22 protein-coding genes are annotated in these 24,874 nt (G+C 73.0%); 9 read left to right on the plus strand and 13 right to left on the minus strand.

Features of this window, described 5'->3' with window-relative positions:
- Positions 1–124 precede the first annotated feature (124 nt).
- The 4 genes from AB0D32_RS28060 to AB0D32_RS28075 all read right to left on the minus strand — a co-directional run bounded on the left by AB0D32_RS28060 (position 125) and on the right by AB0D32_RS28075 (position 4,414).
- Positions 125–1,756: a cytochrome bc complex cytochrome b subunit gene (locus AB0D32_RS28060; RefSeq protein WP_357096585.1), complete on the minus strand. Its 1,632-nt coding sequence runs from the start codon at positions 1,754–1,756 to the stop codon at positions 125–127.
- On the minus strand, positions 1,753–2,841 hold the full coding sequence (locus AB0D32_RS28065; RefSeq protein ID WP_357096588.1) for a Rieske 2Fe-2S domain-containing protein: 1,089 nt from the start codon (positions 2,839–2,841) through the stop codon (positions 1,753–1,755). The genes AB0D32_RS28060 and AB0D32_RS28065 overlap by 4 nt, the downstream gene beginning before the upstream one ends.
- Positions 2,842–2,908: 67 nt before the next feature.
- The gene (locus AB0D32_RS28070) at positions 2,909–3,742 is read right to left on the minus strand and encodes a cytochrome c (RefSeq protein WP_357096591.1); all 834 of its coding nucleotides are present in this window, start codon (positions 3,740–3,742) and stop codon (positions 2,909–2,911) included.
- A 72-nt stretch (positions 3,743–3,814) separates the two neighbouring features.
- On the minus strand, positions 3,815–4,414 hold the full coding sequence (locus tag AB0D32_RS28075; protein ID WP_357096593.1) for a heme-copper oxidase subunit III: 600 nt from the start codon (positions 4,412–4,414) through the stop codon (positions 3,815–3,817).
- A gap of 108 nt (positions 4,415–4,522) precedes the next feature.
- Here AB0D32_RS28075 and AB0D32_RS28080 point away from each other — a divergent pair, with 108 nt between their 5' ends.
- The 4 genes from AB0D32_RS28080 to AB0D32_RS28095 all read left to right on the plus strand — a co-directional run bounded on the left by AB0D32_RS28080 (position 4,523) and on the right by AB0D32_RS28095 (position 7,541).
- Positions 4,523–5,467, plus strand: coding sequence for a cytochrome c oxidase assembly protein (locus AB0D32_RS28080; RefSeq protein ID WP_357096596.1), 945 nt, complete (start codon positions 4,523–4,525; stop codon positions 5,465–5,467).
- 186 nt (positions 5,468–5,653) lie between these two features.
- Positions 5,654–6,049 (plus strand): hypothetical protein, encoded by a 396-nt coding sequence (locus AB0D32_RS28085; RefSeq protein ID WP_357096599.1) that lies wholly within the window; start codon positions 5,654–5,656, stop codon positions 6,047–6,049.
- Positions 6,050–6,135: 86 nt separating this feature from the next.
- Complete coding sequence (gene trpD, locus AB0D32_RS28090) at positions 6,136–7,182, plus strand: anthranilate phosphoribosyltransferase (RefSeq protein WP_357096602.1); 1,047 nt, start codon at positions 6,136–6,138, stop codon at positions 7,180–7,182.
- 155 nt (positions 7,183–7,337) lie between these two features.
- Positions 7,338–7,541 carry a hypothetical protein gene (locus AB0D32_RS28095; RefSeq protein ID WP_357096605.1) on the plus strand — a complete coding sequence of 68 codons (204 nt, stop codon included), beginning with the start codon at positions 7,338–7,340 and terminating at the stop codon, positions 7,539–7,541.
- Positions 7,542–8,159: 618 nt separating this feature from the next.
- On the opposite strand, the gene AB0D32_RS28100 is transcribed toward AB0D32_RS28095, so the two are convergent.
- A complete protein-coding gene (locus tag AB0D32_RS28100) occupies positions 8,160–8,588 on the minus strand; it encodes a cytochrome c oxidase subunit 4 (RefSeq protein ID WP_357096607.1) in 429 nt (142 codons plus the stop codon).
- A 10-nt stretch (positions 8,589–8,598) separates the two neighbouring features.
- A complete protein-coding gene (coxB, locus tag AB0D32_RS28105) occupies positions 8,599–9,570 on the minus strand; it encodes a cytochrome c oxidase subunit II (protein ID WP_357096610.1) in 972 nt (323 codons plus the stop codon).
- Between the two features lie 188 nt (positions 9,571–9,758).
- Between coxB and AB0D32_RS28110 the strand changes: the two genes are divergently transcribed.
- Positions 9,759–10,910 (plus strand): aminotransferase class V-fold PLP-dependent enzyme, encoded by a 1,152-nt coding sequence (locus tag AB0D32_RS28110; RefSeq protein WP_357096613.1) that lies wholly within the window; start codon positions 9,759–9,761, stop codon positions 10,908–10,910.
- The gene (locus AB0D32_RS28115; RefSeq protein ID WP_357096616.1) at positions 10,907–11,140 is read left to right on the plus strand and encodes a sulfurtransferase TusA family protein; all 234 of its coding nucleotides are present in this window, start codon (positions 10,907–10,909) and stop codon (positions 11,138–11,140) included. Before AB0D32_RS28110 ends, AB0D32_RS28115 begins: the two co-directional genes overlap by 4 nt.
- A gap of 155 nt (positions 11,141–11,295) precedes the next feature.
- On the opposite strand, the gene AB0D32_RS28120 is transcribed toward AB0D32_RS28115, so the two are convergent.
- The 3 genes from AB0D32_RS28120 to AB0D32_RS28130 form a co-directional block, all read right to left on the minus strand.
- Positions 11,296–12,273, minus strand: coding sequence for a carbohydrate kinase family protein (locus AB0D32_RS28120; protein WP_357096619.1), 978 nt, complete (start codon positions 12,271–12,273; stop codon positions 11,296–11,298).
- 169 nt (positions 12,274–12,442) lie between these two features.
- Entirely contained in the window at positions 12,443–12,811 is a 369-nt protein-coding gene (gene erpA / locus AB0D32_RS28125) for an iron-sulfur cluster insertion protein ErpA (RefSeq protein ID WP_132263018.1), read from the minus strand.
- A gap of 320 nt (positions 12,812–13,131) precedes the next feature.
- Complete coding sequence (locus AB0D32_RS28130; protein ID WP_357096736.1) at positions 13,132–14,271, minus strand: glycerate kinase; 1,140 nt, start codon at positions 14,269–14,271, stop codon at positions 13,132–13,134.
- 68 nt (positions 14,272–14,339) lie between these two features.
- Here AB0D32_RS28130 and nadA point away from each other — a divergent pair, with 68 nt between their 5' ends.
- The 3 genes from nadA (at position 14,340) to AB0D32_RS28145 (ending at position 17,790) form a co-directional block, all read left to right on the plus strand.
- The gene (nadA, locus tag AB0D32_RS28135; RefSeq protein ID WP_357096622.1) at positions 14,340–15,539 is read left to right on the plus strand and encodes a quinolinate synthase NadA; all 1,200 of its coding nucleotides are present in this window, start codon (positions 14,340–14,342) and stop codon (positions 15,537–15,539) included.
- A gap of 156 nt (positions 15,540–15,695) precedes the next feature.
- The gene (gene murA / locus AB0D32_RS28140) at positions 15,696–17,108 is read left to right on the plus strand and encodes a UDP-N-acetylglucosamine 1-carboxyvinyltransferase (RefSeq protein ID WP_357096625.1); all 1,413 of its coding nucleotides are present in this window, start codon (positions 15,696–15,698) and stop codon (positions 17,106–17,108) included.
- 73 nt (positions 17,109–17,181) lie between these two features.
- Complete coding sequence (locus tag AB0D32_RS28145; RefSeq protein WP_357096628.1) at positions 17,182–17,790, plus strand: DUF3043 domain-containing protein; 609 nt, start codon at positions 17,182–17,184, stop codon at positions 17,788–17,790.
- A gap of 96 nt (positions 17,791–17,886) precedes the next feature.
- On the opposite strand, the gene AB0D32_RS28150 is transcribed toward AB0D32_RS28145, so the two are convergent.
- From AB0D32_RS28150 to AB0D32_RS28165, 4 genes are all read right to left on the minus strand, one after another.
- Positions 17,887–18,849, minus strand: a complete 963-nt coding sequence (locus AB0D32_RS28150) for an ATP-binding cassette domain-containing protein (protein WP_357096631.1) — start codon at positions 18,847–18,849, stop codon at positions 17,887–17,889.
- Positions 18,846–19,637: an ABC-2 family transporter protein gene (locus AB0D32_RS28155; protein WP_357096739.1), complete on the minus strand. Its 792-nt coding sequence runs from the start codon at positions 19,635–19,637 to the stop codon at positions 18,846–18,848. The genes AB0D32_RS28150 and AB0D32_RS28155 overlap by 4 nt, the downstream gene beginning before the upstream one ends.
- A 52-nt stretch (positions 19,638–19,689) precedes the next feature.
- Positions 19,690–20,406, minus strand: a complete 717-nt coding sequence (locus tag AB0D32_RS28160; protein ID WP_357096635.1) for an ABC-2 family transporter protein — start codon at positions 20,404–20,406, stop codon at positions 19,690–19,692.
- 3,562 nt (positions 20,407–23,968) lie between these two features.
- Complete coding sequence (locus tag AB0D32_RS28165; RefSeq protein WP_357096638.1) at positions 23,969–24,619, minus strand: hypothetical protein; 651 nt, start codon at positions 24,617–24,619, stop codon at positions 23,969–23,971.
- Positions 24,620–24,874: the final 255 nt, after the last annotated feature.

Below are 24,874 nucleotides of genomic sequence, written 5' to 3' on the forward strand. Positions count from 1 at the left end.
GATTATCTTGCTGCTGGGGGGGTCCATCCCCCCCCCCCCCGGGGTGTGGTCGGGGGTGCTGGTCGTCGGGGGGGCCGCGCGCCCGGGCGCCGCCGGGCGGCCCCCACGTCGAGGTGTCGCGGGATCAGCGGCGGCTGCCGCCGCTGTCGATCTCCTCCCGCTCCGGTCGGGGCTCGACCGGCGGGTGCCCTGGCGAGACCGGCGCCTCGGCCGGCTTCTCGATCGGGTAGAAGAAGCCCCGGATGGCCGGGCCGAGGGCGCCGAGCCGGTTCATCTTCTTCGGCACGACCCAGCCGGCGTACTCCAGACCGCCGTGGCCGTCGTCGTGCCCGTCCGTCACCGCGAGCGGCTGGTGCACCTCTTCGAACCGGCCGTCCGGCAGTCGCCGGATGATGCCGGTCTCGACGCCGTGGGCGAGCACCTCCCGGTCGTGCTGCTGGAGGCCCAGGCAGATCCGGTAGGTGACGTAGTACGCCAGCGGCGGCAGGAGGAGCAGGCCGACCCGGCCGCCCCAGGTCATCGCGTTCAGGCTGATCTGGAACTTGTCGGCGATGACGTCGTTGGCGCCCGAGAGGGTCAGCACGATGAAGAAGGTCAGCGCCATGGCGCCCAGGCCGGTCCGGGCCGGCACGTCGCGGGGCCGCTGGAGCAGGTTGTGGCTCCGCGTGTCCTTGAGGCGTCGGGCCTCCAGGAACGGGTAGAGCGTCGACATGCCGACGAGGATGCCCGGCAGCACGACCGTCGGCCAGAACAGCGGCGGGATCACGTACCCGTCGCCGATCGGGATATTGATCTCCCAGGCCGGCATCAGACGGGTCGAGCCGTCGAGGAACATGACGTACCAGTCGGGCTGGCTGGCGGCCGAGACCACCCACGCCTCGTACGGGCCGAACAGCCAGAGCGGGTTGATCTGGAACAGGCCGCCCATCAGCGCGATCACACCGAAGACGACCATGAAGAAGCCGCCCTGCTTGATCGCGTAGCGGGGGAACATCCGCTCGCCGACCACGTTGCCGTTGGTCCGGCCGGGGCCGGGCCACTGGGTGTGCTTCTGCTTGAAGACCAGGCCCAGGTGGGCGCCGATCAGCGCCAGCAGCAGGCCCGGGACGAGCAGCACGTGGGCGATGTAGAACCGGCTGATGATGATCGTGCCGGGGAACTCCCCGCCGAAGACCGCCGCGGTGACCCAGGAGCCGATCACCGGGATGGACAGCATGATCGACGAGGCGATCCGCAGGCCGGTGCCCGACAGGCCGTCGTCCGGCAGGGAGTAGCCGGTGAAGCCGGCGAGGAAGCCGACCCAGAACAGCAGCGAGCCGATGATCCAGTTGGTCTCACGCGGCTTGCGGAACGCGCCGGTGAAGAAGACCCGGAGCATGTGCACCACGATGGCGGCCATGAACAGCAGCGCCGACCAGTGGTGCATCTGCCGCATGATCAGACCACCGCGGACGTCGAACGAGATGTCCAGGGTGGAGGCGTACGCGGCCGACATGGGCGTGCCCCGCAGCGGGGCGTAGCTGCCGTTGTAGACCACCTCGGTCATCGCCGGCTCGAAGAAGAAGGTCAGGAAGACCCCCGTCAGCAGCAGGACGACGAACGAGAACAGCGCGATCTCGCCGAGCAGGAAGGACCAGTGGTCCGGGAAGACCTTGTTCAGCAGCCGGCGCAGCGGGGTGGCCACCTGGAAGCGGTCGTCCACTCCCCGGGCGGCGTTGCCCGGCACAGCTGCCATCTCGAACTTGCGCCGCTTCACGGCCGCTCCCAGAAGTCGGGCCCGACGGTCTCGGTGTAGTCGGACTTGGCCACGAAGTAGCCCTCGGCGTCAACCTCGATCGGCAGCTGCGGCAGCCGTCGGCTGGCCGGGCCGAAGATGGGCCGGGCGTTGTCGGTGATCAGGAACTGCGACTGGTGACACGGGCAGAGCAGGCGGTTGGTCTGCTGCTCGTACAGGCTCGCCGGGCAACCGGCGTGCGTGCAGATCTTCGAGTAGGCGGCGAAGTTGCCCCACATGTAGTCGCCGTGCCCGACCCGCTCGTTGGCCCGGAGCGACTCCTGCGCGTCGAAGTCCCGCAGGTGGATCAGCAGGGCCGGCGAGTCGGCGTGCAGGTTGCTCACGCCGTGGTCGATGCCGGGGAAGACGGTGATCTGGCCGCCGGCGCTGACGTCCGCCGGGCGGACCGGCCGGCCGTCCTCGCGGACCAGCCGGATCTTCGCGCCGCCCTCGCCGGGGGCGAACCCGGTCGTGAACATCTGGTTGTTCTTGTGCGGCTGGGAGATCAGGCCGCCGACCAGGGGCGCCGCGGCGACCGCGCCGACCGGCGCGAGACCGGCCAGCAGCGAGATGCCGAGCAGCGGCCGGCGCTTCACGCCCAGCTCGTCGGCCATGTAGAGCATGGTCTGGCCGGTGATGATCCGGTCGTCCTCGGAGACGGCACCCTCGTGCCGGTCCTGGATCGAGACCTCCTTCGGCAGCAGCTTCTTGCCCCAGGTCAGGATGCCGAAGCCGACGCCGAGCAGGGCCACGCCGAGGGTGACGCCGAGCAGCGGGGTGTACCACTTGTCGCCGCCGCTACCGGGGGCGTACTCCCACGGCCACCAGATGTAGATCACCAGGAAGGCGGTCGCCGCCAGCCCGGTCAGCAGGAAGAACGACGCGATCGTACGGGTCAGCCGGCGCTCGGCCTTGCTGCCCGGCGCGACCTGCGCCTCGTAGTGGACGATCTCGATGTCGTCCCGGCGCGCGCCCTCGCGGACGATGTCGAACTGGCTGAGCCCGGGGGTCCTCACGTCGAGCGGCTCCCGGCCCTGCTGAGCCTGGTGCTCGGTGTGCGTGGTCATACCGTCACCTCGCTACGCGGGGTGCCGGGCTGCGGCACCACAGCACTGAATCGGATGAGCCGCCCGGTCACGACTTGCCCGCAATCCACAGGCTCGCGAAGACGAGCGCGACGATGCCTACCAGGAAGATCGCCAGTCCCTCGGTGGACGGCCCGTACCGACCGAGGTTGAAGCCGCCCGGGTCCCCGTCGTGCTTCAGGGTCTGCTGGATGTAGGCGATGAGGTCCGCCTTCTGCTCCGGGGTGATCTGGTTGTCACCGAAGACCGGCATGTTCTGCGGGCCGCTCAGCATGGCGGCGTAGATCTGCCGGTCGGTGGCCGGGCGCAGGCCCGGCGCGTACTTGCCGGAGGACAGGGCGCCGCCGCTGCCGCCGAAGGCGTGGCACTGGGCGCAGTTGATCCGGAACAGCTCGCCACCGGCGGCGATGTTGCCGCCGGCCTGAAGGTTCTCGCCGCCGGGCACCTCCGGGCCGCCGCCGAGCTCCTGGATGAACTGCGCGAGCTGGCGGGTCTCCTCGTCGGTGAAGAGCTCGGGCTTGCGCTGTGCCTGGGCCTCCTGGCGGGCCATCGGCATGCGGCCGGAGCTGACCTGGAACTCGACCGAGGCCGCGCCGACGCCGATCAGGCTCGGCCCGCGCCCCTCGACGCCCTGGGCGTTGCGACCGTGACAGGTCACGCAGCTCACGTCGAACAGCGCCTTGCCCTCCGCGGCGGCGCCGGTGAGCGGGGCGTCCTGCGCCTGCACGCCGGGGGCGAAGACCGTGTAGGCGCCGCCGGCCAGCATCAGCGCGGCGAACAGCCGGACCGCGGCGCCCAGCCGGCGGCGGCCCCTGCTGCGCGCTGCGGGCCGCTCGCGCAGCCGCGCGAGCAGACCGCGTCGGCGGTCGTTGTCAGAAGTCATGACCTGTGTCCTTAACCGGTTGGACCTTGTCTCAGGGGACGGAGCAGCGGCGCGGTTCGTGACGCGCCAAGATCACTGAAGCCAGTAGATCATGGCGTAGAGCCCGATCCACACGACGTCGACGAAGTGCCAGTAGTAGGACACGACGATCGCCGACGTGGCCTGCGCCGGTGTGAACCGGCCCATGGTGGTGCGGATCATGAAGATGACGAAGGCGACCAGACCGCCGGCCACGTGCAGGCCGTGGAAGCCGGTGGTCAGGTAGAACATCGACCCGTAGCCGTCCTTGTTGATCTTGATGCCCTCGTGCACGAGCTCGCGGTACTCGTTGAGCTGGCCGAGCATGAAGATCAAGCCCATCACGAAGGTGATCGTGAACCAGCGCCGTAGCGCGTGGACGTCACCCTTCTCCGCGGCGAACACACCGAGCTGGCAGGTCACCGAGGACAACACCAGGATCACCGTGAAGGTGGTCGCGTAGGGGATGTTGAGGATCTCGGTGTGCTCCGCCCACTGCTCCGGCGCTGCCGCGCGGATGGAGAAGTACATCGCGAAGAGCGCCGCGAAGAACATGAGTTCACTGGAGAGCCACACGATCGTCCCCACGCTGACCATGTTGGGTCGGGTCAGGGAGTGGATCCGGCTCTTGTCAATGGCTGGGGCCGCAGTCACGCGGTCATTATTGCCCTTGACCGGGGCCGGCGATCAGCGGGGGGCCAAACCCGTGCCAACCACAGCCCGATCGGGGCAGTCCGGTTCGCCTGGCCTAGGCTGAAAAGCGTGCTGCACGCCGATCCGATTCCCGCCGCAGCCACGGTCGCCGCGCCGGTGGCGACCGCGGCCACCCCGCCGCCGTTCACCGTGACCTCGGTGTTCACCGAGACCAAGCTGGACAGCTGGCTCGCCGTCGGCCTGGTGCTGGCCGCCGGCATCTACCTCTACGGGGTGCACCGGCTGCGGGTCCGGGGCGACCGGTGGCCGATCGCCCGGACGATCTTCTTCCTCGGCCCCGGCCTCGGCGGCATCGCGGCGGTCACCGTCAGCGGCCTGCACGCGTACGACACGGCGCTGCTGTCGGTGCACATGGTCCAGCACATGGTGCTCTCCATGATCTCGCCGATCTTCCTCGCGCTGGGCGCACCGTTGACGCTGGCCCTGCGCACCCTGCCGCCAGGGCCACGCAAGCGGCTGCTGGCGATCGTGCACAGCCGCGTCGCGCGGATCTACAGCTTCCCGCTGGTGGCGTTCGCCATCTTCGTGGTGAACCCGTTCGCGCTCTACTTCACCGACCTGTACCGCTACACGCTGGAGAACGTGTGGGCGCACGAGGTCGTGCACGCGCACTTCATCATGACCGGCTGCGTGTTCTTCTGGCCGCTGCTCGGCCTCGACCCGCTGCCGGGGCGCTGGCCGTACCCGGGCCGGGCGCTGCTGATGCTGCTCTCCGTGCCGTTCCACACCGTGCTCGGGCTCACCATCATGCAGAGCAGCACGCTGTTCGGCGGCGACTGGTACCCGTCGCTCGGGCTGACCTGGTCGGACCCGTGGCAGGACCAGGTGGTCGCCGGCGGCATCCTCTGGGCGGGCGGCGAGTTCGTCAGCGTGACCATGCTGGCCGTACTGGTCGTGCAGTGGATGCGGCACGCCGAGCGGGAGGCCCGCCGCGTGGACCGCGACCTGGACCGCCAGGAGGCCCGCCAGCGGGCCGCGGAGTCCACCGCCTGAGCCCCGCCGGCGGTACGCTCCGCCACCGCCACCGGGCGGACGCCGCACACCTCACGCGGCCCGGTACGATCAACGTGCAGCTACGAGGTGGGAGCCAGTCCAGCCAATGAGTGTGCGCAGCGAACGAATCGTCAAGATCAGTGCGATGGTGCCTCACGACGGCACGGAACGAACCGGAGTGCCGGCATGAGTGATCGTCTTTGCACCGTCCTGCTCTACAGCGACGACCCGGAGGTCCGCGACCGGATGCGGCTCGCCATCGGGCCGCGCCCCGCGCCCGGCCTGCGGATCGAGTTCGTCGAGGCGTCCGCCTACGCCGAGTGCGTCCGGCTCGTCGACGACTACGAGATCGACCTGCTGGTGCTCGACGGCGAGGCGAGCCCGGGCGGCGGCATCGGCATCGCCCGGCAGATCAAGGACGACCGGGACGACGCTCCCCCGACCTGCGTGGTGATCGCCCGCGCCGCCGACCGGTGGCTCGCGTCCTACGCCGAGGTCGACGCCACCCTGGTACACCCGCTCGACCCGGTGACCACCGGCACCACGGTGGCCGAGCTGCTGCGGACGCACGCACCCGCCTGACGTCCTCCCGCTCCGGCCGCCGCGGCGCCGGGCCGACCGGTGCCGGTTCCATCCCACCCGTATCTCGCACGCTCGGGAGACCCGCCATGGGCGATCGGACCTGGCCGCACCTGCTCAACGCGCTGCTGCGCGGCGAGGAACTCGCCACCGTCGACACGGCCTGGGCCATGGGTGAGATCATGGCCGGCTCGGCCGCCCCGGCGCAGATGGCGGGCTTCGTGGTCGCGCTGCGCGCCAAGGGCGAGACCTCGGCCGAGCTGGCCGGGCTGGTCGAGGCGATGCTCGGCCGGGCGGTCCCGGTCGAGCTGCCCGAGGAAGTGCGCGCCACCGCCCTCGACGTGGTCGGCACCGGCGGTGACCTCGCGCACACGGTCAACATCTCGACCATGGCCTCGCTGGTGGTGGCCGGCGCCGGCGTCCGCGTGGTCAAGCACGGCAACCGGGCGGCCTCCTCCTCGTGCGGCACCGCCGACGTGCTGGAGTTCCTCGGCGTGCCGCTCGACCTGGGCCCGGAGGGGGTGGCCCGGTGCGTCGCCGAGGCCGGCATGGGCTTCTGCTTCGCGGCCCGGTTCCACCCCGGGATGCGGCACACCGGCCCGGTACGGCGGGAGCTGGGCGTGCCCACCGTGTTCAACTTCCTCGGCCCGCTGACCAACCCGGCGCGGCCCCGCGCCGGAGCGGTCGGCTGCTTCGACCTGCGGATGGCCCCGGTGATGGCCGGCGTCTTCGCCGCCCGCGGCGACTCGGTGCTGGTGCTGCGTGGCGAGGACGGGCTGGACGAGTTCACCACCGCCGCGCCGACCCGCGTCTGGGCGGCCCAGGGCGGCGCCGTCAGGGAGTCTCTGCTGGACGCTGCCGACCTCGGGGTGCCCCGAGCCACCCTGGCCGATCTGCGGGGCGGTGACGCCGCCTACAACGCCGACGTGGTCCGCCGGCTGCTGGCCGGCGAGACCGGCCCGGTGCGCGACGCCGTCCTGGTCAACGCGGCTGCGGCGCTCGCCACGCAGGGCCCGCTCGACGGCGATCTCACCGAGGCGCTGCGGGCCGGGCTGGACCGGGCGGCCGAGTCCGTCGACTCCGGCGCCGCCGCCCGCGTCCTCGACCGCTGGATCGAGGTCGCGCGCTCCCTCTGAGCGCCGGGCGTCGCCGGGTGGCCCGGGAGGGTGTCGGACCCTCGTGGAAAACTACAGCTGAGTAGTTCCCACATCTCTGCCGCGCCGTCGGGTGCGGCATCCCCCGCCGGACGGGTGCGAGCCCTTTGCGGGAGCCGGAGCGAGAGGAGACGCCCGTGTCGGAGCGCGAGCTCTACTGCGACACCTGTGAGGGCGTCGAGCCGTTCGAGGTGCCGCCGTGCGCCGACGGCCACGGCGCAGACTGCCCCGAGTTGGCCTGTACGGGCTGCGGCACGGCCCTGCTCGTCACCACCTTCACGGTCCACCGGGCACGCCCGGCCGGTCGGCCCGGGTTGTCGGCCCGCCGCCGCGCCGCCTGACCGCCACGCCGCCGCGCCACGCCACGCCACCACACCGCCTGACCGCCACGCCACGCTGCCATGCCGCGCCGCCTGACCACCGCGCCACGCTGCCGTGCCACGCCGCCCGTCAGCCGCCGCGCCACCTGACCACCGCGCCACGCCGCCCGCCGCGCCACCTGACCACCGCGCCACGCCGCCCGCCGCGCCACCTGACCGCCACGCCACGCCGCCCGCCGCGCCGCCGCGCCACGCCGCCACATCGGCCGCGCCACGCCGCCAGCCACACCGCCACACCGCCACACCGCCTGACCGCCTGACCGCCGCGCCACGCTGCCAGCCCGCCCGCCCGCCAAAGGTGGCCGACCTTCGCTTGTCCTGCTGACGAGGCTGGATGTGGCCGGCCGGGTCGGGCAGCGGAGATCGTTTGTCGCCTACCCGGGTCCCGCCCGCGGATCGCGCCGGGTGAGCAGCAGACGATCAAGGGGCGGCCCCACGGGCCACCCAGCCGACGGCCCGCCTCCCGAACGAACCGAACGAACCGAACGAACCGAACGAACCGAACGAACCGAAGGCCCGCCTCCCGAGGGAGGCGGGCCTTCGTGACGTTCGCGGGCCGCGGTCGACGCGACCGACGGATCAGTGTTCGGCGGTGCGCCGGGTGCCGCTGTAGTACTCGAACAGCAGGCCGCAGACGGCGAACGCAACCGTCAGCAAGCCGAGGCCGAGCAGCCAGAGCTGCCAGAACGCGAGACCGAAACCGGCGGTCCCGACAGCCAGCGCCAGGCCGAACGGCCAGTAGCTGCCCGGGCTGAAGAAGCCGACCTCGCCCGCGCCGTCGGCGATCTCACCGTCCGGCCGGTCCTCCGGCCGCAGGTCGATGCGGCGCGAGACGAACCAGAAGAAGCCGCCGCACATGGCACAGAGCAGGAAGCTCAACAGCAGGGCGACCGTACCCACCCACTCGACCTGGCCACCGGAGTCGGCGGCGGTCCACCCGCCGTAGAGGACGGCGGCGAAGAGCAGGAACCCGGCGATGGCCAGGAAGATGCGCCACTCGGTCTTCATGCCCGATCCCTCAGCTTCCCGCGCCGGCCGGCGCGTCGTCCGGGTTGAAGTTGGCCTCGCCACGACGGGTCTCGAACGGCTTCGTGGTCTTCGCGTACGGGTCCTCGCCGATGGCCGTCAGCGCTTCCTGCGTGGACTTGCCGTCCCGCTTGGCCGCCAGGAACTGGTCGTACTTCTCCGGGGAGACGACCCGCAGCTCGAAGTTCATGAAGGCGTGGTAGCTGCCGCAGAGCTCGGCGCAGCGGCCGACGTAGGCGCCCTCGGCCTCCAGCTTCGAGACCTCGAACACGTTACGGATCTTGCCCGGCATCACGTCGCGCTTGAACAGCAGCTCCGGCACCCAGAAGGAGTGGACGACGTCGCGGCTGGTCTCCTCGAACCGGATGGACCGGTCGGTCGGCAGCACCAGGATCGGGATGACCTCGCTGGTGCCGAGCACGGAGGCGACGGTGTTGGCGTCCTGGCCCTGGCCGTCGCGGTAGTTGAACTGCCAGTTCCACTTGAACGCGACCACCTCGACCGTGACGTCGGGGTTCTTGGTCGTCCGCACCACGTCGGTCTGCACGATCGCCGTGTAGTAGAAGAGCACGGAGACGATCAGGACCGGCGCAATGGTGTAGAGGAACTCCATCGGCAGGTTGTAACGGGTCTGCACCGGCAGCTCGTTGCCCCGCTTGCGGTAGCGCACGACGCACCAGAAGATCAGGCCCCACACGAAGACGCCGACCGCGAGCGCCGCGATGCACGAGGCGATCCACAGGTCGTACATCCGGCGCGACTCGGGCGTGATGCCGCCCTGCGGCCAGCCGAAGCCGCCGAACGCCGCGCCGACGTCACAGCCCGTGAGCAGAACCAGCAGCGCCGCTCCACCGAGGCCGAGCCCGGCGATCCGACCGGCACGACGTCCCCGGCGCCCACCGGCTCCTGAGGCAGCGTTGTGCCGTACGGCCGACGGCCGTACCTCCGAACTCCTTGCGAACACCTGGTCCTGCCTCCCTAGCGCGCCGCGGTGTCTTTCCCTGCCCTCCGCCTGCGGAGCGACAGCACCAGCGGCAAAGGCGTCACCGACGGTCGCAGATTACTCGACCATGACGGGCTGGACCGTGTTGGGGTCGCTGTCGGCCCCCATCGGGGGGATCTTGGGCATACCGGCGCGATACGTTGGCTTCCGTGAGCGCATCCCCGGTCTACCTGGACGCGGCCACGGCCGCGCCCCTGCACCCGGTCGCCCGGCAGGCGCTGCTGGCCGCCCTCGACGACGGCTGGGCCGACCCCGGCCGGCTCTACACACAGGCGCGTCGCGCCCGGCAACTCCTCGACGCCGCCCGCGAGGCCGCCGCGCAGACCCTCGGCGTCCGCGCCGACGAACTCTCCTTCACCCCCAGCGGTACGACGGCCGCGCACGCCGCCGTGCTGGGGGGCGTGGCCGGCCGGCGGCGGGTCGGTGCCGCCCTGGTGCACTCCGCGATCGAACACTCGGCCGTGCTGCACGCCGCCGAGAAGCACGTCGCGGCGGGCGGCACCGCCACGTCCGTACCGGTGGACCGGCTGGGCCGGCTCGACCTGGACCGCTGGGCGGCGGCGGTCCGGGCACCGGGGGTGGCGCTGGCCGCGCTGATCGCCGCCAGCCACGAGGTCGGCACCCTCCAGCCGGTGCCGGAGGCCGCGCGGGAGTGCGCCGAGGCCGGCGTGCCGCTGTACGTGGACGCCGCCCAGGTGGTGGGCCGCGCCCCGGTGCCGGCGGGCTGGTCGGTGCTGAGCGCCAGCGCGCACAAGTGGGGTGGCCCACCCGGGGTGGGGCTGCTGGTCGTACGCAAGGGCACCCGGTGGGAGTCGCCCTGGCCGGCCGACGAACGGGAGTCGGGGCGTACGCCGGGGACGCTCAACCTGCCGGCGGTGGTGGCGGCGGCGGCGAGCCTGCGCGCGGCGGCGGCCGACGCCACGGCCGAGGCGGCCCGGCTGGCGGCGCTGGTGGACCGGATCCGGGCCCGGGTGGCGGCGGAGGTGCCCGACGTGGAGGTGGTGGGCGATCCCGACCACCGCCTCCCGCACCTGGTGACCTTCTCCTGTCTCTACGTCGACGGTGAGGCCCTGCTGCACGCGCTCGACCGGCGCGGCTTCGCCGTCTCCTCGGGCTCCTCGTGCACGTCGTCGACGCTGCGGCCGTCGCACGTGCTGGAGGCGATGGGGGTGCTCTCGCACGGCAACGTGCGGGTCTCGCTGCACCGGGAGACGACGGAGACCGACGTCGAGAGGTTTCTCACCGAACTGCCCGGCATCGTGGCGGGGCTGCGCGCCGAGGCCGGGGTGGTGGGGCTGTGACGGCGCCGGCGGAGATCCTCGACTGTCGCGGTCAGCGCTGCCCGCTGCCGGTGATCGCGGCGGCCAGGCGGCTGCCCGAGCTGCCCGTCGGCACGGTGGTACGGGTACTCGCCGACGACCCGGCCGCGGCGGTGGACCTCCCGGCCTGGTGCCGGATGCGCGGCCACGAGTTCCTCGGCACGATCACAGGCCCCGACGGCCCCGCCTTCGACATCCGCCGCCGCCACTGACCCCCGCCCCCGCGCTCCCCGCGCCCTCCCCCCCACCCTCTCCCCCCGCGATCTTGCACTTTCTGCCCCAGCAAAGCGGACTTAAGGGACTACGGTCGGGCCGAAAGTGCAAGATCGGCGCAGTGGGGGGTGGGAGGGGAGGGAGGGGTGGGGTGTTATGGCGCCAGGTGGGGGCGGACGTCCTCGGCGGCGGCGTCGCCGTACGACTCGGCCAGGCGCTTGACGAACAGGTCGCGACGGACCTCGTACTCCTGCGTGCCGACGGTCTCCAGCACCAGCGTGGCGAGCAGGGAGCCGACCTGGGCGGCCCGCTCCAGGCCGAGCCCCCAGGAGAGCGCGGTGAAGAAGCCGGCCCGGAATCCGTCGCCGACGCCGGTCGGGTCGACCGCCCGGATCTCGCGCGCGATCGGCACGTGGATCGTGTCGAAGTCCCGCCCGGCGATCTCCACCCCGTGCTTGCCCAGCGTGGTGACCCGGACCTTGACCCGGTCGAGCAGCTGCGCGTCGGTCAGCCCGGCCTTGCTCTGCAGCAGCGACTTCTCGTAGTCGTTGGTCATCAGGTAGTCGGCGCCCTCGATCAGCGCGACGACGTCGTCGCCGTCCATGCGGGCGAGCTGCTGGGACGGGTCGGCGGCGAACCGGTAGCCCCGCTCCCGGCACTCGGTGGAGTGCCGCAGCATCGCCTCCGGGTCGTTCGCGCCCACCAGGACCAGGTCCAGCCCGTCGAGGCGGTCGGCCACCGGCGCCAGCTCGATGTTGCGGGCCTCGCTCATCGCCCCGGCGTAGAACGAGGCGATCTGGCACATCTCGGTGTCCGTGGTGCAGACGAACCGGGCGGTGTGTGCCACCTCGCTGACGTGCACCGAGTCGCAGTCGACCCCGTGCCGCTCGAGCCAGGAGCGGTAGTCGGCGAAGTCCGCGCCGACCGCGCCGACCAGGACCGGGCGCATGCCGAGCTGCCCCATGCCGAAGGCGATGTTGGCCGCCACCCCGCCGCGCCGCAGCACCAGGTCGTCCACCAGGAAGGAGAGCGAGACCTTGTGCAGCTGGTCGGCGAGGAACTGGTCGGCGAAGCGACCGGGGAAGCTCATCAGATGGTCGGTGGCGATCGAGCCGGTCACGGCGATCTTCATGTCAACCTCGGGGTCGGGAGCAGGGCGCCGGTCAGCCTACCGGCCCGGCCCGCTCAGGATGACCGGTCGGTCGGCCCCGAATCATCTTCCCGACGGCGCATTCCCGGCCGAAAGACGACGGCGGGGCCGCCCCGGAGGACGGCCCCGCCGTGGTCAGCGGAGATCTGGCTCAGCTGAACGAGTCGCCGCAGGCGCAGGAGCTGCCCGCGTTGGGGTTGTCGATGGTGAAGCCCTGGGCGTCGATCCGGTCGGCGAAGTCGATGGTGGCGCCGGCCAGGTAGGGGGCGCTCATCCGGTCGACGACGACCTCGACACCGTCGAAGTCGGCGACGACGTCACCGTCGAGCGACCGCTCGTCGAAGAAGAGCTGGTACCGCAGGCCGGAGCAGCCACCCGGCTGCACGGCGACCCGGAGCCGCAGGTCGTCGCGGCCCTCCTGCTCGATCAGGGCCTTGACCTTCTGCGCCGCGACGTCGGTGAGGACGACGGACGTGGGGGCCTTGGCCTCGGTCGACTCGGTCTGCGCTGGCGTGGTCACGTGAAATCTCCCTGCGCGGTTGGGTCCGGACGCACTGGCCAACATCTCGTGTCGCCCAGCCATTCCCGGTGTGGTCCAGCTCCGATCGTACGCCGCCACGGCCGGACCCACCCGGCCGGCGTGAGCAGGGTCGTCGCCCGACGCCCGTTGTCGTCGACCACCGCGCGGGAAAGGCCGGTGACCCAGAACGCGGCCGGATGCGAAGTCCGTGACCCGGGGCACAACCGGAGGTGAGCCGTCGGCGGCCCGGGGGCGGGCGGCGGCGAAGTCGGCGGGCGGGTCAGCGGGTCAGCGGGTCAGCGGGTCAGCGGGTCAGCGGGTCAGCGGGTCCACTGCCGGGCCAGCCGGGTGCCGAGCGCCCGCAGCCCCTCGGCCGGGCGCTCCATCGCGGCGGCCAGCCCGCCGCGCTCGTCGCCCCCGAAGTGCTCCACCAGGCTGTACGCGTCGGTGACCCCGGCCGCCCCGGCCTCCCGCCGGCCGGTGCTCACCTGGCCGGCGACCACCACGCAGGGCACGCCCCGGTCCCGGGCGGCGCCGGCCACCCCGGCCACCACCTTGCCGCGCAGCGACTGGTGGTCGAACGAGCCCTCCCCGGTGATCACCAGGTCGACCGCGTCGAGCGTGTCGTCCAGCCCGATCGCCCGGGTGACCAGGCCGATGCCCGACTCGCAGTGCCCGCCCAGCGCCAGGACGGCCGCGCCCAGCCCGCCGGCCGCGCCACCGCCGGGCAGCGCGCCCAGCCGTTCGGGGCAGCCGGGCAGGTCCCGTTCCAGCACGGCGGCGAAGCGCTCCAGCGCGGTGTCGAGCAGCAGCACGTCGGCCCGGTCGGCGCCCTTCTGCGGGCCGAACACGTTGCTGGCCCCGTGCAGCCCGAGCAGCGGGTTGTCCACGTCGGTGGCGGCCACGAGGCGGGCGTCGCGCAGCCGGGGCGCGCCGTCGAGGGCGTCGGCCGCGCCGAGGGCGGCCCCGCCGTACGGCAGTGCCTGGCCGGTGACGTCCAGCGGGGTCACGCCGAGCGCGGTGAGCATGCCCGCGCCGCCGTCGTTGGTGCCGGAGCCGCCCAGCCCGATCACCACCGTCCGGGCGCCGGCCTCCACGGCGGCGGCGACCAGCACCCCCAGCCCGTACGAGGTGGTGGTCTTCGGGTCACGCTCGCCCGCGTCGAGCAGGTGCAGCCCGCACGCCTGGGCGCTCTCCAGCCAGGCGGTCGCCCCGCCGTCGGTGAGCAGGATCTCACCGGCCGTCGGACGGCCCAGCGGGTCGACGGTCGGCACCGGGATCCGGCGCCCCCCGAGCGCGTCGGCAAGCACGTCGAGGAAGCCCGGACCGCCGTCGGACAGGGGCCGGACGAGCAGGTCGTCGCCGGGCGCGACCTCCCGCCAGCCGGTGGCCACGGCATCGGCGACCTCTGGGGCCGGCAGCGTACCGGCGAACTTGTCCGGGCAGAGCAGCACGCGCATACCGAGCAGTGTGGCAGCACACACCGGTGGAGGCTGCGGCCAGGCCGCACTGTGGGACCATGGGGCACGTGACTTCGAGCTGGGTGGAACCCTCCAACACCGCGACGGCACTGCTGCTGCTCGGCCGGGGCAGCGACCCCGCCACCGAGCGCGGCGTCGAGTGTCCAGGTGACCTGCCGGCGCCCAGCGACCCGGGTCTGGTGGCCCGGGCGAAGGCGGCGAAGGCGGCGTTGGGCAGCAAGGTCTTCGTGCTGGGGCACCACTACCAGCGCGACGAGGTGATCCAGTTCGCCGACGTGACGGGCGACTCGTTCAAGCTGGCCCGCGAGGCGGCGGCCCGGCCCGACGCGGAGTACATCGTCTTCTGCGGCGTGCACTTCATGGCCGAGAGCGCCGACATCCTCACCTCGGACGCGCAGAAGGTCATCCTGCCGGACCTGGCCGCCGGCTGTTCGATGGCGGACATGGCGGTGCTGTCGCAGGTCGAGACCGCCTGGGACGTGCTCACCGAACTGGGCGTCGCGGCGGACACCGTCCCGGTGACGTACATGAACTCCTCGGCGGACATCAAGGGCTTCGTCGGCCGTAACGGCGGCGTGGTCTGCACCTCGTCGAACGCGAAGCGGGCCCTGGAGTGGGCGTACCAGCAGGGTTCGAAGGTCTTCTTCCTGCCCGACCAGCACCTGGGCCGCAACACGGCCGTGCTGGAGATGGGCTTCTCGCTGGACGACTGTGTCCTGTACGACCCGCACAAGCCGAACGGGGGGCTCACCCCGGAGCAGCTGCGCGACGCGAAGATGATCCTGTGGCGCGGGCACTGCTCGGTGCACGGCCGGTTCACGCTCGACAGCGTCAACGACGTGCGGGAGCGGGTGCCGGGGGTGAACGTGCTCGTCCACCCGGAGTGCCGGCACGAGGTGGTCACCGCCGCCGACTTCGTCGGTTCGACGGAATACATCATCAAGGCCGTCGAGGCGGCCCCGGCCGGCTCCGCCTGGGCGGTCGGCACCGAGCTGAACCTGGTCCGCCGGCTCGCGCTGGCCCACCCGGACAAGCAGATCATGTTCCTGGACAAGGCCGTCTGCTACTGCTCGACCATGAACCGGATCGACCTTCCCCACCTGGTCTGGGCGCTGGAGGAGCTGGTGGCCGGCCGGGTGGTCAACCAGATCACCGTCGATACGGACACCGCGCACCACGCCCGGGTGGCGCTGGACCAGATGCTCGCCCTGCCCGGCGCCGTCACCCCGCCCCCGGCGGCGACCTGACCACTGTCGGTAGCGACACTGGTACGTAAAAGGGTTTGATCACCGATAAGTACCCTCCGGGGCGATGTGACCGGGTCCATGTCGGTCACCGAGGGCTATGCTGCCGGTGCGACGACTCACGCGGGCCGTTTCGACATGGCCGCCCCTTGGGTAGCGATGACTATCGCGAGCCCCCACCATCAACACGGCAGCACCGACGCGCTGGAGGTTGCGTTGACCGACGACGTCCTGGTCGTACACGGAGGAACTCCGCTCGAAGGGCGGATCCGCGTGCGCGGCGCGAAGAACCTGGTCTCGAAGGCGATGGTCGCCGCTCTGCTGGGTGACAGCCCGAGCCGACTGTTCGACGTGCCGAAGATCCGCGACGTCGAGGTGGTCCGTGGCCTGCTCGGCCTGCACGGGGTCAAGGTCACCGACGGCGCGGAGGACGGCGAGCTCGTCTTCGACCCGGTGAACGTGGAGAGCGCCAGCACGGACCAGATCAACGTGCACGCGGGCTCCAGCCGGATCCCGATCCTGTTCTGCGGGCCGCTGCTGCACCGCCTCGGCCACGCCTTCATACCCGACCTGGGCGGCTGCCACATCGGGCCGCGCCCGATCGACTTCCACCTCCAGGCGCTGCGGGAGTTCGGGGCGACGGTCGAGAAGACCCCGGAGGGGCTGCACCTGTCGGCACCGAACGGGCTGCACGGCACCAAGTTCTCCCTGCCGTACCCGAGCGTCGGCGCGACCGAGCAGGTGCTGCTCACGGCCGTGATGGCCGAGGGCGTCACCGAGCTGCGCAACGCGGCGGTGGAGCCGGAGATCATCGACCTGATCTGCATCCTGCAGAAGATGGGCGCGATCATCAAGGTGCACACCGACCGGGTCATCGAGATCCAGGGTGTGCCGAAGCTGCACGGCTACACGCACCGGCCGATCCCGGACCGGATCGAGGCGGCGAGCTGGGCGGCGGCGGCGCTGGCCACCCGTGGCCACGTCGAGGTGCTGGGTGCGCAGCAGGCCGACATGATGACCTTCCTGAACATCTTCCGCTCCGTCGGCGGCGAGTACGAGGTCACCGACGCCCGGCCGCCGAAGCTGGGCGACCCGGGCCAGGAGGGCGGCATCCGGTTCTGGCACCCGGGTGGCGAGCTGAGGTCGGTGGCCCTGGAGACCGACGTGCATCCGGGCTTCATGACCGACTGGCAGCAGCCCCTGGTGGTGGCGCTCACCCAGGCCCGGGGCCTGTCCATCGTCCACGAGACGGTCTACGAGCAGCGGCTGGGCTACACCTCGGCGCTCAACTCGATGGGCGCCAACATCCAGGTCTACCGGGACTGCCTGGGCGGCACCCCGTGCCGCTTCGGCCGGCGCAACTTCAAGCACTCCGCGGTGATCGCGGGGCCGAGCAAGCTGCACGCCGCCGACCTCGTCATCCCCGACCTGCGGGCCGGTTTCAGTCACCTGATCGCCGCGCTGGCCGCCGAGGGCACCTCCCGGGTGTACGGCGTGGACCTGATCAACCGGGGCTACGAGGACTTCGAGGCGAAGCTGGCCGACCTCGGCGCGCACGTCGAGCGTCCGTAACGTCGACCACTCCCGTACGCGCCCGGTGCACCGCGATGTGCACCGGGCGCCGTCGTTTGGCTACCCTTTCCGCGTGCCGTCGTTGTTTCGCCGCAAGTCCTCCGACCTCGTCGACGAGGCCGTCACCCCGGTGACCCCCGACGAGGAGTCCACGCTCGCCCAGCCGAGGGGTCACACCCCGAGCAAGAAGGAGCTGGGCAAGGTCACTCCGAAGCGGCCGACCGCCGGCCGCCGGCCCGCCGGGGCCACCAAGCCGTTGACCAAGGAGGAGCAGCGGGAGCGCAGGCGTCAGCTGCGCGCCGAGGCGGCGGCGGAGTTCCGCACCGAGGGCGGCCCCCGCGACCGCGGCCCGGAGCGGCTGCTGGCCCGCAACGTGGTCGACTCCCGGCGTACGGTCGGCACCTGGTTCTTCGGTGGCGCGCTGATCGTGCTGATCGGCTCGAACGCCGCGATGCCCCCGATCGTGCGCCTGGTCTCCAACCTGCTCTGGGGCGCGCTCGCCCTGGGTGTGGTGATCGACTCGGTCCTGATCTCGCGCAAGATCGGCAAGCTGGTCCGGAAGCGTTTCCCGAACACCGGGCAGCGGATGGGCTCGCTCTACCTCTACGCCATCATGCGGTCGATCACGTTCCGCCGGATGCGGGCTCCCGCGCCCCGGGTGAACATCGGCGACCCGGTCTGAGCCTGCCGCACCGACGGCCCCTCCCGTACGGCGGGTGAGGGGTCGTCGCCGTCCGCGGGCCGACACCCGGTGACCCCGCAGCGGGCGGCGTCGGCGTCAGCGGCTCCGGTAGAGCCGGGTCACCACGTCCTCGATGTCCGGCTCGACGATCGAGACGTCCCGCAGCGTGCCCAGCCCGGCCAGGGCCGCCACCACCTCGGCCACCCCCGCCGACTCCAGCGCGAAGACCAGCCGGTGCCCGTCGGCCTCCTGCCGGTGCAGGGGCGCGCCGGGCAGCACCGGCGGCTCGGGCAGCGGGGCGTCCAGGTCGGCGACGAGCAGGCGGCGCGAACCGTACCGCTCGTGCAGCGCGGCGATCGACCCGTCGTGCACCACCCGCCCGTGGTCGACCACCACCAGGCGCCGGCAGAGCCGCTCGATGTCGGCCAGGTCGTGCGTGGTGAGCACCAGCGTCGTGTCCCCGGCCCGGCCCAGCTCGCCGAGGAAGCCGCGGACCGCCTGCTTGCTGACCACGTCAAGCCCGATGGTGGGCTCGTCGAGGAAGAGCACCTCCGGGCCGTGCAGCAGGGCGGCGGTCAACTCGCCGCGCATCCGTTGCCCGAGGGAGAGCTGCCGGACGGGGGTGTCCAGGAAGGGGTCCAGGTCGAGCAGGCTGCGGCAGCGGCGCAGCCGGGCGGCGTGCGCGGCGGCCGGCACCCGGTAGACGTGCCGCAGCAGCGCGAACGACTCACCCAGCGGCAGGTCCCACCAGAGCTGCGAGCGCTGGCCGAAGACCACGCCGACGCGCAGCGCGAGCCGGGTGCGCTGGGCCACCGGGCGCAGGCCGCACACGCGTACCTCACCGGCCGAGGGCATCAGCACGCCGGTGAACATCTTGAGGGTCGTCGACTTGCCGGCGCCGTTGGGCCCGATGTAGCCGAGCGTCTCGCCGCGGGGCACCCGCAGGTCGATCCCGTCGACGGCGGTGACGAGCCGCTTCTCCCGGCGCAGCCGGCCGGCCCGCACCCGGACGGTGAACTCCTTGCGCAGCCCGTCGGCCACGATCACGTCGTCGCTCACGACCCCGTACTCCGGTAGTGGCGGATGCCGGTGCGCCAGGCCGCCGCCGCCCCGCCGGCCGCGACCAGCGCGACGGCCGGCGCGCTCCAGCCGACCCACGCCGGCAGGCCGAGCGGGTCGGCGCGGCCGAGCAGCGCCAGCGCCGGGTGGTAGCTGACGAAGGCGAAGCCCAGGCCGTACGCGAACACCGCGCGGAACCAGCCCTCGAAGACGGTGATCGGGTACGAGGTGAAGTCCCGGCCGCCGTAGGTGACCGAGTTGGCGAGCTGGCCCGAGTCGACCCACCAGAACGAGACGGTGGCGGTGGCCACGAAGACCGAGCCGAAGAAGACCACGCCGGCCAGCGGGGCGAGGACCACCAGCAGCGCCCGCGCCGGGGTCCACTCGACGCCGGCCGAGCCGACCGCGACGACCAGCACGGCGAGCCCGAAGACCGCGCGGGACACCTTGCGCAGCGGCAGGTCCATGAGCAGCAGTTGGGGCAGGGCCCCGAGCGGGCGGACCAGCACGGCGTCGAAGAGCCCGGTGCGCACGTACCGGGGCAGCCGCTCGATGTTGCCCACCAGCAGGTCTGCGACGGCGAACGCGCACGTCGAGAGGCCGACGATCACCATCGCCTCGCGCAGTGTGAATCCGCCCAACTCCCGGGTGACCCCGAAGATGACCAGCACGGTGATCACGTCGAAGACGGTGGACCCGACGTTGCCGACCACGTCGATCACGAACGAGGTCCGGTACGCCGTCTGCGCCCGTGCCTGCGCGCCGAGCAGCGCCCGGTACGCGGCCAGCGCCCCTCCGCCGTGCACCCCCGGGTCGACGCCGCCGGGTAGGCCCGACGCGTCAGCCACCCTGGACCACCAGGCGACGCTCCGCGCGGTGCTGCACCAGCCGGCAGGCGGCCAGGATCAGCACCGCCCAGGCGAGCTGGAGCCCGACCAGCCCGACCTGGGTGCCGGTCGGGTCGCGCTCGACCAGCACGTCGAGCGGGGTCTGGAGCAGGCTCGGGAAGGGGGTGCCCAGCCACAGGACGAGTTGGAGCCACTCCGGCAGGAAGCGCAGCGGGAAGGAGAGCCCGGCGAGCACGCCCGAGGCGAGGGTCCAGAGGATCACCGGTCCCCGGACGTCCTGCAACCAGTACGCGGTCGCGTTGACCAGGAAGCGGCAGCCGAAGCAGAGGACCACGGCGACGACGGCGGAGAACACGAAGATCGGCAGGGTGGACCAGCGGTGGGGCAGGTGGACCTCGAAGAAGATCGGCCCGACCAGCACCGGCGGGAGGAACCGGACCAGCGTGGCGTGGCCTGCGCGACCCAGGTCGGCGGCGAGATGGCTGGTCACGGGGTGCACCGGCCGGAGCAGGTCGCTGGCGACGTCGCCGGTGCGGATCCGGTCGGCCAGTTCCGTCCAGCCCCAGAGGAGGACGACCGACAGCAGGCCCTGACCCACCCAGACGAAGGTGGCGAGCTGGCCCCGGTCGTACCCGGCCACCGTGCCGGCGGCGCCGGCCGCCGCGAGCAGGACGTAGCACCGCAGGAAGCCGAAGACGGTGTTGGTCACGACGCCCGCCAACGACGCCTGCCGGTACGTGGCGTAACGTCGGAAGCCTGATCCGGTTATAGCCTTAAATGTCCGGAACCATAGGATAACGTTTGGGGCGGTGGGCGGTGCCACAGTGGCGGTGAGCGAGCCCACGCCGCTACCCTCCTTCCGCAGCCACGCCGTACCGGAGGGGCGACTCTACCGGCACGTGGAGCGCCCCAGCGCGACAATTTCCAACGAGGTGACATCGCCGTGAGCGAGCGGACGCGAGGCGGCCACCGGGGCGCCGCCGTGAGCGGGCGGACGTCAGCCGGTCACCCGGGCGCGCCCGCTCACCGACGGCACGCCGAGGGCGTTCCGCCTACCCTCCGTGGCGACCGCCGGATCTCGACCCGTCCGGCACGGGCCGTCGTCCGGGCCAGCGCAGCCGCCGGCAGGTCAGCCGGATGAGCCGATACGCCGACCACTGGCACGACTCCACCGAACCGGCCTGGATGATCGAGCCGACCACCGAGTGGCACCCGCAGTTCCCGGGCCAGCGCTACGCGGGCGACATCGGCATCGAACACGCGTCACCCGCGTACCGGGGCCGGTCGGCCGTCGTCGGCCGGGCCGAGGTGCCCCCGCTCGCACCGACCCGGCCGGACGGGACCTACCTCGGCCGGTCGTGGGACGACCTACCTGACGGCCGGCCCGGACGGCAGGACGGATGGAACGGCCGACCGGACGGCCTCGACGCACGACGGCACGGCGACGAGTCGTACCGGCACCCGCCCGCCGGGCCGCGCCGACAGGACGACGACCGGCAGTGGCCGCCCCGGCAGGAGCCGCCGCACCGCAACGACCGGGGCGGATTCGACACGTCCGGTCGGCCCGTCGACTCCCCCCGGCAACGCGACCACGCCGGTCAGGACCACTACGACACCCGCACGCCCCGGTACGAGCCGACCGGGCGGGACCGCCCCGTCTCCCCCGCCGGCAGGTCCGATCCGGGCTGGCTCCCGGAGCCCGACGAGGACGCCCCGCCCCGCCGCTTGCCGGCGTACGACCGCCCGGACGCCGGCTACGACCACCGGCCGGATCCGGGCCACGACCGCCGGGCCGAACGCGGCCACGACCGTTCGGCGGCACCCGGGCACGACCGCCGGCCGGAGACCGCCGGCGACCGCCAGTCGGGCGGGGACGGACACCGGCCCCGCTACCAGTGGGGACCCCCGGCCACGCAGTCCCACCCGTCCGACGGCCAGCGGGAACGCCCGTCCGACGCTCAGCGGGAACGCTCCTCGGGCGCGCAGTGGGAACGGCCGTCCGACTCCCGACGGGAGCGTCCGTCCGAGTCGCAGTGGGAGCGTTCCGCCGGCGCTCAGTGGGACCGGGGCCACGGCGGGCGGGGCCGCGAAGCCGGCGTACCCGCCGACGGCCGGCCGCGCCCCGATCGGGCTCCCGGCAGGCCGCAGCCGGCTCCCGACGGGCAGCAGCCGGCTCCTGACGGGCAACGGCGGTGGCAGGAGCCGGGCGAACGGCAGCGCACGCACGAGGCCGCGCGCGCCGAGACGTACCCGGAGCGGGATCCACGTGGGGTCGCCCGGCCGGACGCCCGGCGGGAGGCTGAGGCGTACCGGGAGCCCCGAGGGCATCCGCAGCAGGACGCTGGCCTGCCCTGGCCAGCGCCCGGCCCGGTGCGGCCCGGCTTCGACCGGGACGCGCGGCGGCGCGGCGAGCCCCACCTCGAACAACGGCGAACGGTCGAACCGGTCGACCGCTCCCGCCCCGACGACGCCGCGACACCCCCGGCCCCGCCCGGGTACGACCAACGGCGGGCATCCCCGACCTACGGCACCCCCGTCTCGGGGCCGCCGGCTCCCGGGCCGGCAGGCTTCCGGGTCCCGCCCGGGGACGGCGCGGTCCCGGGCCGCCCTGTCTCGCCCGCCCCGGCCCACGGTCTGCCGCGCTCAGACCGGCCCGACCCGACCGCGCCGGTCCGTGGCCGGCCGGTGTCGCCCGCCGTTCCCGCCTCCGTGCCCGTGTCACCCGCGGGCCCGGTCACCAGGCCGGTGTCACCCGCCGGCCCCCGTTCCGAGCAGACGTCGCCGGCAGGTCCCATTCCGGTCCCGCTGTCGCCAGCTGGTCCGACCGCCGGCCACCCGGTGTCACCGGCGGTTCCGACGAACCCGATGGTCGGCCATCCGGTGTCGCCCACAGGCCCGACGAACCCAATGGCCGACCGTCCCGTCTCGCCCACAGGCCCGACGAACCCAATGGCCGACCGTCCCGTGTCGCCTGCGGGCCCGGCGGGCGGCCGGCCGGGATCGTCTCCATCTGGTGCCGACCGGCCTGGCGCGCCAGCCCCGGCCCCGCCGGCTCCCGTTTCCGGTGTGCCCGTTCCCCCGCCGGTCCCGGTCGACGGGCCACCGGCTGCCAGCCCCCGACCGACGCCGGCGCCCGGGGAAACGTTCCCACCCACCAGCAGCACGCCGCGCCCTGCCCCCGAGGACGACGCCACGCCGGTCTCGGCACCTCCTGCCGCCCGACTGCGCATGGAGTTCCTGCCGGTGTCGGCGGAGACCCCCGGCAGAGCGTCCGGTCCGAAGCCGGAGACGACCGCCAGCCCGGCAGCCGGTCCAGCACCGGAGACGACCGCCGACACGGCGTCCGACTCGGCCCGACCGGCGACCGCCGACACGGTGTCCGGCCCGGCCGAGCCAGCCACCGACGACACCATGTCCGGCCAGGCTCCGGCACGCCCGGCGCCGACCCAACCGGACGCCCCGAAGCCGCACCCGGACGCCGGGCCCGACGGGTCCCGGACCGCGACGCAGCCCCCGGCCCCCGTACCGGCCGGCCGGCCGCCGATCGCCCACCCGACCGAACCGCACCGCTCGACCGGAAGTCAGCAAGCCACAGGCACGGCCGGACAGGACGCCCCGGCACCGCAGGCGTTCATCACGCCCGACAGGCCCAGGCGGTACGTCCCGCCACCGCCGAGCGACCCACCCACGCCGGCCGCCCCGCCACGTCCCGAGCCATCCGCGCAGAGCGGGTCTGATGCCTGGTTCCGGCCATCCCGGCCCACGCCACCACCCGCTCCCGCCGCTCCTCGGTCAGCTTCTCCGGCCGCGTCGGACGAGGTCCAGCCCACCGTGCGTACTGACGTTCCCCCCGACGCCCCGCCCGCCCCGCCGGCGCCAGGCACTGGCTCGGTTTCCAGCGTCGCCCCGGTTCCGAACGCCACAGTGGCCTCAACCGCGACGTCGGCTCCCAGCCCGGTGCCGGCTCCCGGCGTGGTGCCGACTCCCGACGCGGTCCCGACTCCCGACGCGGTCCCGACTCCCGGCGCGGTGCCGGCTCCCAGCGCCACGTCGGCTCCCAGCCCGGTGCCGGCTCGCCGCGCGGTGTCGACTTCAGGCGCCGAGTCGGGCGTCGACGCCGCGCCGGCCCTGAGCCTCGACGCGCCGATCCCGAAGCCCGGCGATCTTGGTCGACCGGCCGCGGTATTGGCAGCCGACGAAGATCCCTTGTCGCCGGAGCCCGCTGATAACGACCCCGAACCACCGACCGAGGCCGTCGCGGAAGCCCCCGATCAGGTCTCGCCAGCCGCCACAGCGGCAACCAGCCCGCCGGTATCCGACCCGCCGGTATCCAGCCCGATGGCCGGCCCCCCGGTATCCGGGCCGCCGGTGTCCGGGCCCCCGGTATCCGGCGTCACGGACTCCGGCGTCACGGTTTCCGGCGTCACGGATTCCGATCCCCCAGTGTCCGGGCCGCCGGTGTCCAGCCCTCCGGTGTCCGGACCGATGGCCAGGCCACCGGTCGTACCGGCTCCGCCGACGGCGCCCGCGTCCCCCGTACTCGTGCCGGTGTCGGGTCCACCTGCCGGGCAGACGCTTCCTGTGGCCTTCCATGTGTCCAGGCCGTCTGCCGGCCCAGCCTCCGAGCCTGCCCCGACTGCCCTTGAGCCTGCCGTACCGACCTCATCGACGGTTGAGCAGCCGGACGCCGCAGACCCGCAGCCGGGCACCACACCGTCGGCGCGGCCTGTCTCCGCACCGCCCACGTCATTCGCCACCGCACCATCCGCCCTGCCCGCGCCGTCGAACTCCGCACCGCCTGAGTCACCGAACTCCGCCTCGCCCGAGTCACCGGACTCCGCCTCGCCCGGGCCATCGGTTCCCGTATCGCCCGCGCCGCCGGCCTCGGCACCGTCCGCGCCGCCGGTCACCGTGTTGCCCACGCAGGCCCACTCCGCAGCATCCACCCCGTCCACGACATCCGTCTCCGCAGACCTCGCGCAGGCCGGCAACGCAGCGTTCCCGCCGCGCCCGGTCTCCGCACCTCCTCCCCAACCCGTGTCGGTACCTTCGGCCGTACCGTCGGTTCCGGCACCGGGCGTTCGCCCGGCGGCGGGGCCACCGGCGGAAGCAGTTCAAGCCCGCTCGGCCACGCCTGATGCGGATGCGCCGGATCGAACGGCTCCGGATACAGCACC

Source organism: Micromonospora sp. NPDC048170, assembly GCF_040652795.1.
In the GTDB taxonomy this organism is placed as follows: domain Bacteria; phylum Actinomycetota; class Actinomycetes; order Mycobacteriales; family Micromonosporaceae; genus Micromonospora.

What these genes read in the sequence shown, in the direction of transcription:
- AB0D32_RS28065 (WP_357096588.1), bottom strand. Translation starts at nt 2,841, where the DNA reads ATGACCACGCACACCGAGCACCAGGCTCAGCAGGGCCGGGAGCCGCTC.
- AB0D32_RS28070 (WP_357096591.1), bottom strand. Translation starts at nt 3,742, where the DNA reads ATGACTTCTGACAACGACCGCCGACGCGGTCTGCTCGCGCGGCTGCGC.
- AB0D32_RS28085 (WP_357096599.1), top strand. Translation starts at nt 5,654, where the DNA reads ATGAGTGATCGTCTTTGCACCGTCCTGCTCTACAGCGACGACCCGGAG.
- trpD (WP_357096602.1), top strand. Translation starts at nt 6,136, where the DNA reads ATGGGCGATCGGACCTGGCCGCACCTGCTCAACGCGCTGCTGCGCGGC.
- AB0D32_RS28100 (WP_357096607.1), bottom strand. Translation starts at nt 8,588, where the DNA reads ATGAAGACCGAGTGGCGCATCTTCCTGGCCATCGCCGGGTTCCTGCTC.
- AB0D32_RS28120 (WP_357096619.1), bottom strand. Translation starts at nt 12,273, where the DNA reads ATGAAGATCGCCGTGACCGGCTCGATCGCCACCGACCATCTGATGAGC.
- AB0D32_RS28130 (WP_357096736.1), bottom strand. Translation starts at nt 14,271, where the DNA reads ATGCGCGTGCTGCTCTGCCCGGACAAGTTCGCCGGTACGCTGCCGGCC.
- murA (WP_357096625.1), top strand. Translation starts at nt 15,696, where the DNA reads ATGACTATCGCGAGCCCCCACCATCAACACGGCAGCACCGACGCGCTG.